At 48.4% G+C, this 16,466-nt stretch carries 11 protein-coding genes; 9 read left to right on the top strand and 2 right to left on the bottom strand.

Annotation, left to right across the window (positions count from 1 at the left end; translation table 11 throughout):
- Positions 1 to 5 precede the first annotated feature (5 nt).
- From MJB10_RS03810 to MJB10_RS03840, 8 genes are all read left to right on the top strand, one after another.
- Positions 6 to 2,129 carry a DUF5054 domain-containing protein gene (locus MJB10_RS03810; RefSeq protein ID WP_314801879.1) on the top strand — a complete coding sequence of 708 codons (2,124 nt, stop codon included), beginning with the start codon at positions 6 to 8 and terminating at the stop codon, positions 2,127 to 2,129.
- A gap of 646 nt (positions 2,130 to 2,775) precedes the next feature.
- The gene (locus tag MJB10_RS03815; protein ID WP_314801881.1) at positions 2,776 to 4,494 is read left to right on the top strand and encodes an ABC transporter ATP-binding protein; all 1,719 of its coding nucleotides are present in this window, start codon (positions 2,776 to 2,778) and stop codon (positions 4,492 to 4,494) included.
- Between the two features lie 4 nt (positions 4,495 to 4,498).
- Positions 4,499 to 6,223 (top strand): ABC transporter ATP-binding protein, encoded by a 1,725-nt coding sequence (locus MJB10_RS03820; protein WP_314801882.1) that lies wholly within the window; start codon positions 4,499 to 4,501, stop codon positions 6,221 to 6,223.
- Positions 6,224 to 6,250: 27 nt separating this feature from the next.
- Positions 6,251 to 8,599: a polysaccharide lyase 8 family protein gene (locus tag MJB10_RS03825; protein WP_314801884.1), complete on the top strand. Its 2,349-nt coding sequence runs from the start codon at positions 6,251 to 6,253 to the stop codon at positions 8,597 to 8,599.
- A 249-nt stretch (positions 8,600 to 8,848) separates the two neighbouring features.
- Positions 8,849 to 9,850 (top strand): tryptophan--tRNA ligase, encoded by a 1,002-nt coding sequence (locus MJB10_RS03830; protein ID WP_314801887.1) that lies wholly within the window; start codon positions 8,849 to 8,851, stop codon positions 9,848 to 9,850.
- A 175-nt stretch (positions 9,851 to 10,025) separates the two neighbouring features.
- The gene (locus MJB10_RS03835; RefSeq protein WP_314801889.1) at positions 10,026 to 10,916 is read left to right on the top strand and encodes an HAD hydrolase-like protein; all 891 of its coding nucleotides are present in this window, start codon (positions 10,026 to 10,028) and stop codon (positions 10,914 to 10,916) included.
- A 414-nt stretch (positions 10,917 to 11,330) separates the two neighbouring features.
- Positions 11,331 to 11,438: a hypothetical protein gene (locus MJB10_RS26655; RefSeq protein ID WP_397386612.1), complete on the top strand. Its 108-nt coding sequence runs from the start codon at positions 11,331 to 11,333 to the stop codon at positions 11,436 to 11,438.
- Positions 11,439 to 11,496: 58 nt separating this feature from the next.
- Positions 11,497 to 11,637: a 3D domain-containing protein gene (locus MJB10_RS03840; protein ID WP_314801891.1), complete on the top strand. Its 141-nt coding sequence runs from the start codon at positions 11,497 to 11,499 to the stop codon at positions 11,635 to 11,637.
- 213 nt (positions 11,638 to 11,850) lie between these two features.
- On the opposite strand, the gene MJB10_RS03845 is transcribed toward MJB10_RS03840, so the two are convergent.
- Both MJB10_RS03845 and MJB10_RS03850 read right to left on the bottom strand, forming a co-directional pair.
- A complete protein-coding gene (locus tag MJB10_RS03845; protein ID WP_314801893.1) occupies positions 11,851 to 13,554 on the bottom strand; it encodes a sensor histidine kinase in 1,704 nt (567 codons plus the stop codon).
- Positions 13,551 to 15,224 (bottom strand): response regulator, encoded by a 1,674-nt coding sequence (locus tag MJB10_RS03850; RefSeq protein ID WP_314801895.1) that lies wholly within the window; start codon positions 15,222 to 15,224, stop codon positions 13,551 to 13,553. Before MJB10_RS03850 ends, MJB10_RS03845 begins: the two co-directional genes overlap by 4 nt.
- A 285-nt stretch (positions 15,225 to 15,509) precedes the next feature.
- On the opposite strand from MJB10_RS03850, the gene MJB10_RS03855 reads away from it, so the two are divergent.
- Positions 15,510 to 16,463: an ABC transporter permease gene (locus tag MJB10_RS03855; RefSeq protein ID WP_314801896.1), complete on the top strand. Its 954-nt coding sequence runs from the start codon at positions 15,510 to 15,512 to the stop codon at positions 16,461 to 16,463.
- The last annotated feature ends 3 nt before the right edge of the window (positions 16,464 to 16,466 follow it).

Below are 16,466 nucleotides of genomic sequence, written 5' to 3' on the forward strand. Positions count from 1 at the left end.
AGAGTATGGATACAATTGAAACCGTGCATGTTATTTTCAAAACGCATTTGGACATTGGATTTACTGATTTGGCGGAGCGGGTGATTGTGCAATATCGTGAACAATTCATCCCTAAGGCACTGGATTTGGCCGAAGAGCTCGCTGCCGCTGGCGGTGAAGAGCGATTCGTTTGGACGACCGGTTCCTGGCTGATTGCCGATTATTTGAAGTATGCGGGCCATGTGGAGCGAAAGCGAATGGAAGCAGCTATCTTAGCTGGGCACATTGTCTGGCATGGGCTTCCGTTCACGACGCATACGGAACTGATGGATGCCGAGTTGTTCAATTATGGCTTGTCCATTGCGAAGCGGCTCGATCAACAGTTCGGAAAACAGACGATCAGTGCCAAAATGACGGATGTCCCTGGACATACCAGGGCTATTGTGCCACTTATGGCGAAGCGGGGTATACGCTATCTTCATCTGGGTGTAAACCCTGCTTCTAAGCGGCCCGCGGTACCGGATTTGTTCATCTGGCGCGGATCAGACGGATCGGAAATCATTGTTCATTATGCGAATGACTATGGCAATGTGTTTCAATTGGACGGACTTCGTGATGTCCTTGTCTTCGCTCACACTGGAGACAACTGTGGTCCACCGAGCGCTGACGAAATTCGTCAGCAGTTCGCAGACCTAACACGCCGATTTCCAGGAGCGCAAGTAAAAGCCTCAACCTTGGACGCATTCGCGGCCAAAATCATGCCTATGATGCATAGATTGCCTGTGGTTGAGGAGGAAATTGGCGACTCCTGGATTCACGGCGTGGGCACCGATCCCTACAAAGTGGCCTCCTACCGAGCATTGCTAAGGTTGAGAACTAGCTGGATTGCGCAGGGGAGATTAACGCAAGACAGCGAAGACTATAATCAATTAAGCGAGTCGCTTCTCATGATTCCGGAGCATACATGGGGGGTAGACATTAAAAAATTCCTTGCTGACAACAGGCATTATAATAGGGCGGATTTCGAAAATGCACGAAGGGCAGATGTCATAACCGATGACGCCATCCCGGAAATGTTCCGCTACATAGGGGCTTTCGCACTCAACGAACACGATACGAAGTCAGCTGAAGGGTTTGCTGTCTTATCTGGCAGGCGGAGCTATCAATTTGTAGAGTCCTCCTGGCAAGAGCAGCGTAATTATATCAGCAAGGCTGTTGCCGTGCTTCCTCCTGATTTGCGGGAGGAAGCGCAACATGCTTTAGCTGCGTTGAAACCTGTTTGGCGTCAGCGGCCGGCACATGCGTTGCGGATCGTACCAGGTGAGTCCCTGAATGCGAGTATGTTTCGTGTTCAAGTGGGGGTGGACGGTTCTTTAAGCAAGATTACAGCTCCGTCCGGTAAAGAGTGGGCTGGCACAGGCAGAAATTTGACTGGTTTTGGTGCCTTTCGGTATGAATCACTCGGTCAAGCAGAGTATGACCGCTGGTTCGAACAGTACGTACAGAACCGCAAGATGACACACGCCTGGGCAGATTCGGATTTTGGCAAGCCAGGGATGGGGTTGTTTGCACCTGAACATAAGCATGCTGTCTACGCGCCATATGTTGAAGAAGTATGGCTGATAGACGATGAAGCAGTAGATGAAATATGTCTGCAATTGAGGCTGCCTGCGGTAGTTAGCCAACAAGGCGGGGCTCCTGCCCGTCTACAGCTTGTGTATAGGTTTTCCAAAGCTGAGCAGGTGTTGGAAATGGAACTCGCATGGTTTGATAAACCTGCGACTCGGTTGCCAGAAGCACTGTGGTTTTCCTTTATCCCACAAGTTGATAATCCGACCAGATGGCGGTTGGATAAGCTTGGAGAACGTATCTCTCCTCTGGATGTCGTGAAGGATGGAAATCGCAATCTGCACGCTGTCAATGAAGGCATCTTTTATCATGGTGCGGATGGCAAACTAAGTATCGAATCCTTAGATGCAGCCTTAGTGGCTCCTGGTGCGCCAAGATTGTTGCAGTTTGATAATTCGATCGGATTACAATCGGATGGTATGCATTTTCAACTGTATAACAATGTATGGGGGACGAACTTTCCAATGTGGTACGAAGAGGATGCTTGCTTTCGATTCGTGATCAAATTTGAGGAGAGCTAGGTTTAGAATCCTGAAACGATAGGGGACCCTCTATTAATTTGTAAGAGGTTTTAAAAACATATTTGTAATTCAAAATGAACACTCGAAAACAACACTTAAAACTTAATTTGTAAATCGATTATATATGAATAGCCAGCAAAACCTTGCGTTTGCTGGCTACTTGATCTTCAAAACTTATTTGTCTCTCAACACCAAATGGCATATATAATCGTTATTTTGATTCTGGAAATGGTTATTCAGAAAATTATCATAAAGAGTCAATTTCATTATTAAATTTGCAGAATTTATGGAGGCGCTTACAGCAATGAAGTTAGAAGTAGTTCCTTAGATAAATATTTGTTCATAGTCGTAATCTTAGTCTATTACCGTCGCCCCATTGCTCGTTGAAAACAATATTGAACACAATATTCTTAATAATACACCTCGTATTGGGATGAATGGGAGTTTATGATAAAAATATCAAAATATCAAAATATCACGCAGAGCTACCAACTCTTATTGGCGTCTGTGATTATGGCATCAACCTATTGCATGAAATCTCAAGAAAAGACAATAAACGTAAAAAAAGCATATTGCCAGTGGACCTGCCATGTGGTAGCGTACTCCCAGTATCCATATAAACAACTGTTAAATTGGAGGGAAAGGGTTGCGCGAATATTTTTGGATTTTATCGTATATCCGGCCTTATAAGAAGCTGTTCGCTGGCATGGTCATCTGCGGTTTCATCGTGACCGCCTTTGAGGCGGCTATCCCGCAGTTTATCCAGTACTTTATCGACCAAGTACTGCCGGATAAGGATTTGGAGAAATTCCAGACATCTATCGTCGGCATGGTTGCTCTGTTGTTAGCGATGATAGGGGCATCGGCGATTCAAAATCTGCTCCAGCGCCATGTCAAGGAAAAAGCATCCCGGGATATGCAGCTCTCCGTGTTCCGTCAGCTCCGATCACTGGGTTTTGCTTATTACGAGCAGCATCCGGTTGGGGAGACACTGTCGCTGGTTCACACAGATGTCAATTCGGTTAAGCGGGTGTATTCGGAATTTCTGTCCCTAATGCTGAACCAATTCCTGCTGCTGGTCATCCCTCTGACGCTACTCCTGAACATAAGCGTCAAGCTGACGCTGTTGGTGCTGCCCTGTTACCTGCTCTATTACACGGTAGGTCCTTTCATTGACAAGAAATCGACAGAGTATTTGAAACGGCAAACCTTGGATAGGCAGGTGCTGAACAAAAAGATCTACGACAACGTAGCCTCCATCACGGAGGTGCGAGCAGCAGGTGCTGAAGATTGGGAGCTTGGGCGGCTGGAGGAGAAATACTCCACCTACAGCCGAACCAGGGTAACATCACTATTGTACAGGCACCTTAGGTTCATGTTTCGGGCGTTTTCCGGTGCCGTAGGTATGATAGTTTTCTACATAGTTGCCGCAAGAATGATCCGGGATCACTCCTTTACCATCGGGCAATTTAGTGCTTTTGCGATCTATGCCGTATTGGTTTTGAACATGATCGGCAGATTTACCATCTCTCTGATGGAGCAGTCCTACATCGTCCACCAGGCCAAGCGAATCTATACCTTCATGGCTATTCGGCCTGTTGTTCAGGATCCGTCCGTTGAGCATGCGGTCTATCCGGCAGAGATACAGGGTGCAATCCGGTTCTCTGGGGTACAGTTCGCCTACCCGGATCGGGAGCCGGTGCTTCAGGGGTTGGATCTCAGTATCTGCCCCGGTGAGAGGGTCGCCTTGGTTGGCACAAGCGGAGGAGGCAAGTCAACCGTTATCAAGCTGTTGGGGCGATTCTACGATCCCGCTGCAGGAAGCATTACGCTGGATGGCATTCCCCTCAATCGTTTGCCACTCGCCGTATTGAGGGAGAGCATGGGCTTTGTCTTCCAAGACAATTATGTCTTCGGTGCCAGCGTTAGAGAGAATATCCGGTTCGGACGACCGGAGGCGAATGATGAGGAGGTAGAGGAGGCGGCACGATCCGCCTGCGCACACGAATTTATCCTGCAGCTGCCAGAGGGCTATGATACTCTGCTGGGAGAGAGAGGGATGCGGTTGTCCGGTGGGCAAAAGCAGCGGATCGCCATCGCCAGGATGTTCATCAAAAACCCCAAGATTATCATACTGGATGAAGCCACTTCCGCCCTTGACAATCTTAACGAACGGACCGTCCAAGAGGCTCTTGAGGCGCTCATGCAAGGCCGGACCACGATAACGGTGGCCCACCGCTTAAGCACGGTCCAGGATTACGACAAGCTCGTCTTCATCCGGGATGGCCGGATCGCAGAGCAAGGCTCCTATGAGGAGCTCCTAAACCGCCGAGGACATTTCTATGAACTGGCGATGGGAGGGTGAGGACATGAGATATATCAAGTGGTTATGGCCCTTGATTCGAATCAAAAAATGGTGGCTTCTGCTCGGTTTAGCCTTAATGGCAGTGGAAACACTGGCTGCATACGCGGGGATCAGCATCCAGCAAAGACTCATTGATGATGTTCTGATTAGGGGATTTTACAGCAAATTGCCATTTTATTTGCTCCTTATGGGTGTTTTCTTGTTGTCGACTCCAGGGTTATTCACCCTTATTGCAATGATCTGCCATAGTGCGGGATACCAGCTTCGGGTCATACTGGCCGGCAAAATCATGGCCCATTACTACCGGTTGCCTGCCCATGTTTTCCTCAAGGAACGAATGAGTCGGTTTGTGGATTATTTGGAGAAGGATATTTATGACGTCTGCGAGAGTGTATCCTATCTGATTCCCCGGGGTCTGCAGCAGCTCTTTGGAGTCATCTGTCTCATGGCGCTGATCGGATGGATCAATCCCATATTGCTGCTCTTTTCTGTGGTGTTCGGTCTCTTCTATGTGGGTCTGGGCCGGTATTTCTCCCTCAGGGTTCAAGGAGCTGGGCGAGAGGTGAGGGAGCGGAACACGGAGTTACTAATTCACCTGGAGGAAGGGGTATCCGCCACTCGGGAGGTGGTAGCTTTTCATAGGATGGATTGGGAGCACAGGAGGTACACGCAGCTGTTTGGTCGATATTTTGATGCGGTATTGAGAGAGGGCAAGCTGGCAAACCGCCAAATCTTCCTGAGCGATCCCCTCAAATGGTGCGGCAACCTGCTGCTGCTATTTTACGGAGGCTATCTTGTCATTCAAGGCGGGCTCAGCGCAGGGGAGTTTGTTGTATTGTACCAATTCAACTCCCGTCTGGTTGACGGCTTCCAGCAGGTTTTTTCCAGCTATATGATGTTTGCTCGCTCCAAGGCAGGGGTAGACAGACTGAGAACCATTACCGACGAAGAGGTGGAGCAGGATGGAACGATGAAAATAACGGGAGCCATCTCCAGCCTGGTTTTCGAGAATGTGAATTTTACGTATCCGAAGCAAACTTCTCCTGTATTGCAGCAGTTCGACATCTGCATACCGATAGGCTGCAAGGTGGCGTTCGTTGGGCTGAGCGGCGGCGGCAAATCCACGGTATCCAAGCTGCTCATGCGTCTCTATGAGCCTGATTCCGGGCGTATAGCTGTCAATGGCATGGATCTTCGCGAACTGAGCAGGAGGATGTGGTCCGGCAGGATCGCCATCACCTTCCAAGAACCCTACATGTTCCCGGATACGATCCGGAACAACTTGATCTTCGGCAGGCAGGGAATAAGTGAGGAACAAATGATAGGGGTATGCAGGAGGATGCAGATCCACGAGATGATAGCGGGTCTGCCGAATGGCTATGACACGGTGCTTGGGGAGCGTGGGGTTACCATATCTGGCGGGGAGCGGCAGCGGCTGGCACTGGCTCGTGCCGTACTTGGAGACCCGGAGATTCTGATCCTCGACGAGGCGACCTCCGCTCTGGATCTGGAAACGGAACGGCTGGTCCAGATGAACCTAGATGAGCTCAGGGTGGGCAGAACGACGATCATTATCGCCCACAGGCTGTCTACGATTCAGAATGCGGACATGATCTTCGTCATGCAGGACGGTCGGCTTGCCGAATCTGGGAACCACGAGACACTGTTGGCATACGGACACTTGTACCGGGATCTGGTTCATTCTTCATTTGAAAGCAAAGTATCCTAAAGAATTGGCAAAGGACAGGTGACATACATGAAGACGATATTTGATTCCCTTCGTAACAAATGGGAGCGTGCCCTGATTGGGGGCACATCCCTCGACAAGACAGATCCGGATATTGCCCATGCGGTGGAGGCGGTGGAGCAGGCCGGATGGAAAGCCTGGGGTACGATGGAGCACAAGGATACCGGCATCGGCGGATTGTGGAAGGACCTTCCCTTTGAGCGTCAGGGCTTTAGCGCATGGGATTTGTCCCCGCAGGTGACCCAGTCCTTCCGCAGGGTCAAGGATATGGCTATGGCCTATCGCGTTGCAAGCTCCCAATATGCTGGCGATGAGAAGCTCAAACAATCGATTGTGGCAGGGCTGGAGTGGCTCCTTGCTTGGAAGTTCAATGCCAATATCGAGCCCTATGACAATTGGTGGGATTGGGAAATCGGCATCCCGCTGGTTCTAGTCGATATCTTGACTCTTATGTACGAGGACCTGTCTGCACCTGTCCTGGAAACAGGCTTGAGCGCTATTGACCGCTTCTGTCCGGACCTCAAGGGTCGGGGCTACGAATATTGGGGAGCCAACCGGGCATGGAGGGTTTGTATCATCGCAGTTAGAGGCATCTTGGGACAAAACCCTGACAAGATGATAATCGCACGGGATGGAGTCAGCGATGCCGAGTTTGGCGGAGAACGCAGCTTATTCAAATATGTGAACCATGAGGACGGCTTTTACCAGGATGGCTCCTTCATCCAGCATGGCAATTATGCCTATACGGGCGGGTACGGCATTGGGCTTATCCGGAATTTGGCCGACGCCATGTACATTCTGGAGAATTCCCCTTGGAGCGTGCAGGACCCGGAGAGCGCCCATATCTACCAGTGGGTGGAGGAGGGCTATGCGCCTCTAATGGTAGGCGGATTGATGATGGATATGGTTCGGGGCAGAGAGATATCCCGGGAGCAAATGCCGGATTATCAAACTGGGATTTCGATGATTTTGGCCTTGACCCGGGTTGCAGAGTTCGCACCAACAGAGCCCATCGATTACAAGTCTAGGATTAAGGGAAGGATCAAAGGCTGGCTGCAGGAAACGCCTCATCCGGCTCCATTCCAGGGCATGACCCTTTCGTTCCTCGCGTCCACGAAGGAGATTCTACAGGACGCAACCATTACAGTTCCAGGAGAAGCCGATCATCTGAAAATCTTCGCAAGCATGGATCGGGTCGTCCATCGGCGTGGCAGCTATGCCTTTGGCATCAGCATGTCCTCCAAGCGGGTTGGCAACTATGAAGATCACCACTTTAACGATGAGAATCTGAGGGCCTGGTATACCGGGGACGGTATGACCTACCTGTACACGCCTCAGGATCGGATGCAATACAGTGGGGCATTCTGGCCGACCGTAGATCCGTACCGTCTGGCTGGCACTACCGTAACCACGAGATATCGGAGAGACTATACAGACGGGTCGTGGCACCTACCTCCTAGCAATTGGGTAGGAGGGGCCTCCCTCGGCAACAAATATGGAGCTGTAGGTATGCAGCTCAAGGGCTATGCAGGTACGCTGCAGGCCAAGAAGTCCTGGTTTTTGTTCGACCATGAGATTGTTGCGCTCGGTGCTGATATTACATGCGATGATCCCCATGGCGTGGAGACGATCGTGGAAAACCGGAGAATGTCGGATCGGACATTCACCATACATGTGGACGGCAGGGAGCAGGTACCAGACGCCGGGCATGTTACTGCCAGCACCAGTACCAAATGGCTGCATCTGGGCGGCGGCCAAAATATCGGTTATGTTTTCCCGCAGGGCGGCAAGGTGAAATTCATGCAGGAGGAGCGCATTGACCGTTGGTTCAACATCAACCGCTCTGGCAAGTCCATGGCTGCCATTCGAAACCGGTATATGACGATCTGGATGGATCATGGCATGTACCCGGATTCTCGCGACTACGCCTACATCCTGCTGCCCCAGACCACTCCTCATGAGGTGGTGAATTACGCAAGGAGGCCCTCCGTGCAGATTCTAGAAAATCGCAGGGAGGTTCAGGCGGTTAAGCACGAAACGCTGAATATAGTTTCAGCCAATTTCTGGATGGACGAGCCTGTTATTCTGTATGAGAAAGGCCAGCCGCTGCTGGCTTGCTTCAATCAGGCTTCTGTGGTGGTAGAGGAGACGGCTGAGGAAATTCGAATCGCCCTCTCCGACCCGACTCAGGAAAATGAAGTTATCAGGCTGGAGCTGTACCGTTCTGCTGCATCCGTTGAGACCTTACCGGAGAAGGTTACCGTAGAGCAGTTGGAGCCATCGATCATCATTTCCGCCCAGGTGGCGAACCTGCAGGGAGCCACACTGGAGTTGTTACTGCGTTGTAACAATCGGTGAAGCCGGGCTTAGACATGACGCAGGTTTTACAACATTTTTTTTCTGAGCATCCAAACCGAAAATTCGTTGAGTAGGCTTTGGCGAAAGCCTCGTCGTTACAAGAGACGCGTATTCAAACATACTACATGTTTCGATGCGTTAGAGTGAGTCCGAATTAATATTTGGGCTAATTAAGGTGGTATCACGGGGTATTCTCGTCCTTTCAAGGAAAAGAATATCCCTTTTTGTTATATTTTGAGGAGGGATAACATGACAACTGACATTGTTCTAACAGGTATTAAGCCCACTGGTAAAGTCCATTTAGGTAACTACATCGCTGCAATAAAACCTGCACTTCAAATCGCAAATAATAGTGATTGCACCGCACTTTACTTTATTGCTGACTATCATGCATTAACATTTATTCAGAACAGAGACGAGATCAATGATCTGTCATATGGTATTGCAGCAACCTGGTTGGCATTAGGGCTAGATCTAGATAGAGTGATTTTTTATAGACAATCTGATGTTCCAGAGATATTTGAACTTAATTGGATCCTTTCTTGTCTGACATCCAAGGGATTAATGAATCGTGCTCATGCGTATAAAGCAATTATTGATAATAATCAGCTCCTGGGAATGGACACGGACATGGGAGTTAATATGGGCTTGTTCACATATCCGATTTTAATGACAGCGGATATATTGTTATTTCAATCTGACAAAGTTCCGGTTGGTAAGGATCAAATTCAGCATGTTGAGATAGCAAGAGATATCGTTGATGCCTTCAATTGGAACTATGGGGACACATTTAAATTGCCTAATTATATTGTGGATGAAAACACGTATGTAATTCCTGGACTTAATGGAAGAAAAATGAGTAAGAGCTACAGTAATACGATACCTCTTTTTGAGTCAGCTGATGACTTAAAAAAGCTAATAAACAAAATTAAAACAGATTCTATACCTCCAAACCAGCCCAAAGATCCAGATACATCTAATGTGTTTTTACTGTACAAAGAATTTGCTACTCCCAGCCAAGTTCAAGTATTAAGGGATAGATATCAAGAAGGTATTAGTTGGGGAGAAGCGAAGCAAGAACTCTTCCAGGTCATGAATAATTTTTTAGAAGAACCGCGAAAAAAATACTATGAGTTAATGGCATCACCAGAAACAATAGACAGTATCTTGTCCGAAGGAGCAAAGAAAGCAAAAGCTTTAGCTGCACCTTTGCTTGAGAATGTAAAAACTAAGATAGGACGATATAAATAGCCATTTGATAACATTATGAGAAGGCCGCCGATAAGTATGGCCAGGCGGCCTTCTCAGCAGTCTGGCAGCTTTTTATAAAGGAGATCATGATCAGGAATAGGTTTGAGAAAAGTTAAGTAGAGTTGAGAGAGGGGGCTGAGTTGAGATGAGCAGGTTTAGAGGTATTTTTTTTGATTTGGACGGTACTTTAATTAATAGTGAAGGACTGGGCACAGAAGCGTATAATTATGGGATTCAAAAAGTCTTAAATCGAGAAATGAACGAAAATGAAAAACTATTCTTACTCGGGATACCATTTAAGGCTTTAGATATCGTATTCCCATTTTTATCATCTTCCGAAAAAGAAAAAATTATTGAAGAAACATTAGTCTATTATAAAAAATATAATCATCTGATTAAAGAATATCCTGGGATTCGGGAAATGATTAAATCCCTCCATGCTTGGGCAGTTTCGGATTTTGGCAAGCCAGGGATGGCACTGTTTGCAGCTGAACATAAGCATGCTGTCTACGCGCCTTATGTTGAGGAAGCATGGCTTGTAAGCGATGAGGCAGTTGATGAAATGTGCTTGCAATTGAGGCTGCCTGAGGTAGCTAATCAGCAAGGCGGGGCGCCTGCCCGTATACAACTCGTGTACAGGTTTGACAAAGATGAACAGGCTTTAGAAATACAACTCACGTGGTTCGATAAACCCGCATCTCGATTGCCTGAAGCGCTGTGGTTCTCCTTTATCCCAAAAGTTGATAATCCAAACAGATGGCGGTTGGATAAGCTGGGAGAAAGGATATCTCCTCTGGATGTCGTGAAGGATGGGAGTCGTAATCTGCACGCTGTTAATGCAGGCATTTTTTATAATGGTGCGGATGGCAAACTATGTATTGAAACATTAGATGCAGCATTAGTGGCCCCAGGTGAGCCAAGATTGTTGCAGTTTGATAATTCGTTCGGATTACAGTCTGAAGGTATGCATTTTCAACTTTATAACAATGTATGGGGGACCAACTTTCCTATGTGGTACGAAGAGGATGCTTGCTTTCGATTCGTGATCAAATTTGCGGAGAGCTGAGGTTTCAGGATAGACGGGAATCGATATATGAATGGGACCCTTACTAATGTTTGTAAAAGGTACTTCAAAGCTTATTTGTAATTCAGGTTTTTCACTCAAAAACACCACTTCAAAACTTAATTTTTAAATCGATTTTATAGAAAAGCCAGCAACCCTTATGTTTGCTGGCTTCTTGCACTTCAAACCCGCTTACGGCTCTCGCCAATTGGTTATGCACAAGAGTCGGAACAGGGAATAGTTTTTAAGTATGTTGATTTTACTAAATTGAGTGATGAATTGAGAGCAGTTAAGGAGGGGAACAAGTGGTGACTCCTGGACAAATACGGGAGGGTAATTCAAGGGCCTGCTTATAATTTTATCGGCACCTCAAATGAAGGGTTAGCCGTAGTTACTATAGGCGAGGAATATGGATTTATAGATAATAAGGGCCAAATTGCTATCCCAGTTGAATTGGCTTCTGCAAGCGAATTTAGAGAAGGATTAGTAAGTGTGTCTTTGTCGGTTAATACTTTAACACCTTGAGTGGTTCTACGGCATTACCTACAGCGGCATTAAAGCTAAAGAGGGACGTACGATTGCTGTGGATCCAGCCGTCATTCCATTAGGATCAGCGATTCGCGGTTCTAGAATTGATGTTTTCATGAATGATTTGGGCCAAGCCCAGGAGATTGGTGTTAAGAAGAACGTGAAGGTGTATGTGTTAGATCGGGAGAATGTGTGAGGATGTATAATAAATTCCCAGACATAATTGAATGTCTCGTTGTTAGAAAATTCTTATACATTACTAAATGGATGTGTCGAAAATTGGTGCTATTTCGTCAGCTGAAGCAGAACGATTTAAGCACGACAGGGAGGCAGACTGGGAACGATGAGTGCAAGAACCCGCCTTGTCCACGGAGGTCTCTCCGGTTCAAGGCGGGTTTTTCACTATATGTTAAAGCGGCGCATGACTGCTCTCGGCTGGGATCAGCATGGTAAGCGTGGTGCCGGCTCCCGGCTGGCTCTGGATGTGAATCCCGTGCTGAATGCCATAGTGCAGCTCCAGTCGGCGGCGCACGTTCTGAATACCATACCCGCCTGCAGCTTCAGATTGCTCATTCGGCTCCGAATTCAATATGCGCTCAAGCTTCTCCGGTGTCATTCCCTTTCCGTTATCGCGTACCTGGATCAGAATTTGTCCGCCTCTCTTCACTACACGCACCAGGATATAGCCCTGGTCCTTCAGACCTTTGATGCCATGAAGAAAGGCATTCTCTACGACAGGCTGCAGCAGGTGCTTCAGGATGTAGCAGTCGTTCAGCTCGGGTTCAATCTGCAGGTCATAGGTGAATTCCATCACGTAAGCAAACCGCTGCAGGTTCAAGTATTCACGGATCATCTCCAGTTCCTGCTCGATGCGAATCCGGAAGTGACCCTCGTTGAGTGCAATTCTGTAGTACTTGGCCATGGACAGGATGATGCTTTCCAGTCGCTCATTCGGAAACGCCCACCGCAGGGAAGACAGCGTATTATAAAGAAAATGTGGATTGATTCGCTCTTGAAGCAGCTGTAGCTGCAAGGACTTGTTCTCCTTCTCCGATTCGGCGTCCCGGTGGTAGTACTCCTTGATCCGGGCCGCCATATCGTAGAATTTAGAAGCAATCCGGCTGAACTCATCGTTGCCCTGCACCTGAGTTGGCTCCTGCTTCAGCCATTGATCGACATCGGTATTCATGCTTAACACGAGGTGGTAGAGTCTCCGCGTCATTTGCCTAGAAATATAAATGGTTAAGCTAAGAATTAGGAGCAGTATGACAAGGGTAATTGCGATCAATGCTAAGATAAAGTTCTGTAGTTTGCCGTAAACGTAGGAGGAGGGAACTAGCGCAATAATACGATCTGTACCCCAATTCAGCGGTTTCTCGATGACATAATACTTGCCAGATGCATTGGGATCTCGGTGTTGGACCCAATTCAAGGCTTCCTCCTTCTTATCGAAGGAATGGTGGATCATCACGCTGTGCCCTTGTTCCGTCTCGTAGAGGATGACGCTGTTCTTCGGAATCGAGAAGCGGAAGGCTTGTGCTATCGACTCGAAGGGAAGCCGATACTCGATGATGGCAAGCGGGGCCGATACGCCCCAAATCGTATCATATATAATGAATTCGCCGGTCTCCTGGCCGGAGCTCGCTGTGGGAAGGTGAGCTTCTCTTAGAGGTGTTTTTCCTGCGAGCACCGCAGTGATAAGCGAGGAAGGAAGCTCACTGATATCCCGCAAAAACATGCCCTCATAGGACAGATTATTGTAGGAGTAGATGTGAATCGTGCGATTTTCGGACGCTTCCATCGCCTTAATTACATCGACTACATGATGTGAGGTGGAGAAGAAATCCGATGTATTCGTCTCCAGGTTCATATTCAGAAGGTCGTATAAATATGAATTTTGCCGCATGAGCTGTAAATGAGTATAGATCGCATCGATCTGTTTTGTGACCTGCTCCGTGCTCGTATTCAATTGGGAACGGGTCTCGCTAATGACCTCATCCGTTTGATGGGTCCATACCTGCCTCAGGTAGAAATAACCTACAGTAAACAACGGAACGAGCGTGCAGAGGATGAGAAGAAGCGTCAGCCTCCGTCGAAATACGGCGTGTTTCATCCCCGCAGCTCCATTTCATTCGACGAGTACCTGTTTTTGTACTCCGTCGGACTCAGCCCGGTATGCTTCTTGAAGGAGAGGCAGAAGTGAGATTTATTCGTATATCCCACCTCTTCAGCGACCAGATAAATTCGGCTGTGAGGCTGCTTGAGAAGCTCCTTCGCCTTCTCCATACGATAAGCCGTCAGGTAATCGAAGATGGTTTGTCCGGTTTCCTTTTTAAACAGCTTGTTGGCATAAATCGTACTATAATTGACCTGCTTGGCAATGACGTTGAGCGTCAGCTGCTCGGCATATTGCTCTCGGACCATCCGCTTCACTGTATCCACGATAAACTGCTGTACGGAGGAGCGGCTGTTATGCGATTGATGGAGCACGGCTTGAACGGATTTCTCCAGCCAAGCGATCCCGTCGGAGGGATCACGGAAAGTAAGCATATTCTGCTTCAGCAGATGATCGAGCTCGAGGATTGCTGCGGCCGAATGGTCCTGCTCTAGGAAGGCAGCGCGAAGGAATTGCAGCATAGTGAATGCGACTAGCTGCAATTGCTCTAGCGTGAGAGGAGGGCTCCCGCCGAGAGCACGCTCGAGAATGCTTCGGATGTCCGGCTCGTCGGGATCGTTCAGCAGCTCAGCTGTCAAACGATGGAGCTCCTGCAGATCAACGAGCGTGCCTGGCGCCGACTCCTTCGTATCGGCAATATCACTGTAGTATACAATAGATTGATCTTCGGAATAGTACTTCGCCTTTACCGCAAAATTGGCCTGTTTATACAGCTGTGCCAGCTCCAACAGTTCCTTCGTCATGGTACTCAGTCCCACTCGTACTTCCTTGTTCAGCAGCTCATGGATCGCCTCCTTCACTGATACAATCATATCGAGAATTTCGGTGTGATGCTTCTCTTCGGCGTATTCGTCATGTAGAACGATTGTGACAAGTGAGCTGTCAGTAACCTGTTGATGAAAAAATCGCAGCTTCATCGTGCCGAAACTATGGATCAGCTTCTTCAGCTTAAATACGGTGAAATACCGGTCGTCCGCTTTCGCCGGCGTGAGTTCCGCACTACTTTCGCTAGGCATGATTTCGAAGATAATCACTTGAAGAAGGCTGGTTTGAGGTATATGAAGCTGGAGAAAGGAGAGCTGCTGAGCAACCTCCTCTGTGGTATAGCCTGCACCGAACATAAGTTCACGCAGGAATTGCTCCTGCAGATAGGGAAGAGAGCGGTGAAGTCCGGCAAGCGCCTCTTCCTTCTCCTTCTGCAGTTGTTGCTTCTCTTGTTCTTCATGATGCTCGGACTCGTACTCTTGGAGCACCTTGGAGATGACCCCCTTGAGCTCTGGCAGGGCAATAGGCTTTAGAATATAGCCAAAGCTGTTCAAATCCATAGCTGATTTCACGAAGGTAAACTCACTGTGACAGCTCATAAATACAATCTTCAGCTCCGGCAGCAGTTTCTTCAACTGCTTCGTCATCTCGATCCCATTGATGTTCGGAATGTCCACATCGGTGACGAGAATGTCCGGCTGCACACGGAGGATATGCTCAAGCGCCTCCGCTCCATCCTCATAGGTCGCCACAATAGTAATCCCCATACTCTCCCAGTCGAGCATTCGCTGGAGGCCAGCCCGATCCCTTGGATTGTCGTCTACGATGACCATTCGGTACATAGGAGCTCCCCTTTCTACCGTGTCTTGTCTATTCCCCTAGTATAGTTGCTTTTTCAGTTCCACACTACACACATTTTTTACAAAGATTGGATTCCGTTATAAAGTTTCATTATCGAGCCTTCAGCTAGGTTCGGAGTTATGGTAGGGGTCCAGCTTGGCTGCCCTCAACCGTCTTCAACCATCTTCAGATGCCGTTACGAAGTTCCTCTTCCGTGTCTGTAAGCCTGCGTCCTCGCACCCTATAATAAAAGTATAAAAAAGAACTGAAAGGGGCGGGAATACCTTATGGCCGATGTAACTGAAATCAAAACGACTACCGCGGTGTGGAGACCGGTCAAAGGAACGCTGTGGAGAGAGGTCAGCAAGCATCGAGCCTTGTATCTGCTAATCTCCCCGGCGATTTTGTTAACCATTCTGTTCTCTTATGTGCCGATGCCTGGCATTTATGTCGCCTTTCTGGACTACGACATCTTCATGCAGTTGCGGAGTCCGTTCGTCGGCTTGCAGAACTTTATCGAGGTGTTCACGCTGCCGATGTTTCTTCAATCGATAGCAAACACCCTGGTACTGAGCATACTCACCCTGGCTGTTACCTTCCCTGCGGCGATCATTCTGGCGCTGCTGCTCAATGAGATGAAGAATGGTTTGTTCAAGCGATTCGTCCAAACCGTCAGCTATCTGCCTCACTTCTTCTCGTGGATTACAGTCATTGGGATGGCCTACGCCATGTATGCCATGTACGGTCCAGTGAACGATGCCATCGTGAGTGTGACGGGCAAGGATGCGGATCGTATCCTGTTCTTGGGGCAGCAATGGTTTTTTGTACCCAACATCCTCGTCATGACCTTATGGAAAAATGCTGGGTGGAACACGATCATGTACCTGGCGGCACTAACGGCCATCGATCCGACACTGTATGAAGCGGCGCATATCGATGGGGCTGGACGTTGGAGGAGATTGTGGCATATCACCCTGCCGGGGATACGGCCTACGATCGTGATGCTGTTGATCTTCGGGATCGGCGGTCTGCTGGGCAGCAACTTTGAGCTGGTGTACGGGCTGCAAAACAGCTTCATCGACTTTGAGGTCATCTCCACCATCGTTTATAAGCAAGGGATCAATCAAGGGCAATATTCCTTAGCTACCGCACTGGGGCTGGCGCAAGGCATTGTCTCCTTTATCCTGCTGTATACGGCGAATCGGATCTCTAAGAAGCTTACGCAAACGGGGATATTTTAGGCC

The organism is Paenibacillus sp. MBLB1832, assembly GCF_032271945.1.
In the GTDB taxonomy this organism is placed as follows: Bacteria; Bacillota; Bacilli; order Paenibacillales; family NBRC-103111; genus Paenibacillus_E; species Paenibacillus_E roseopurpureus.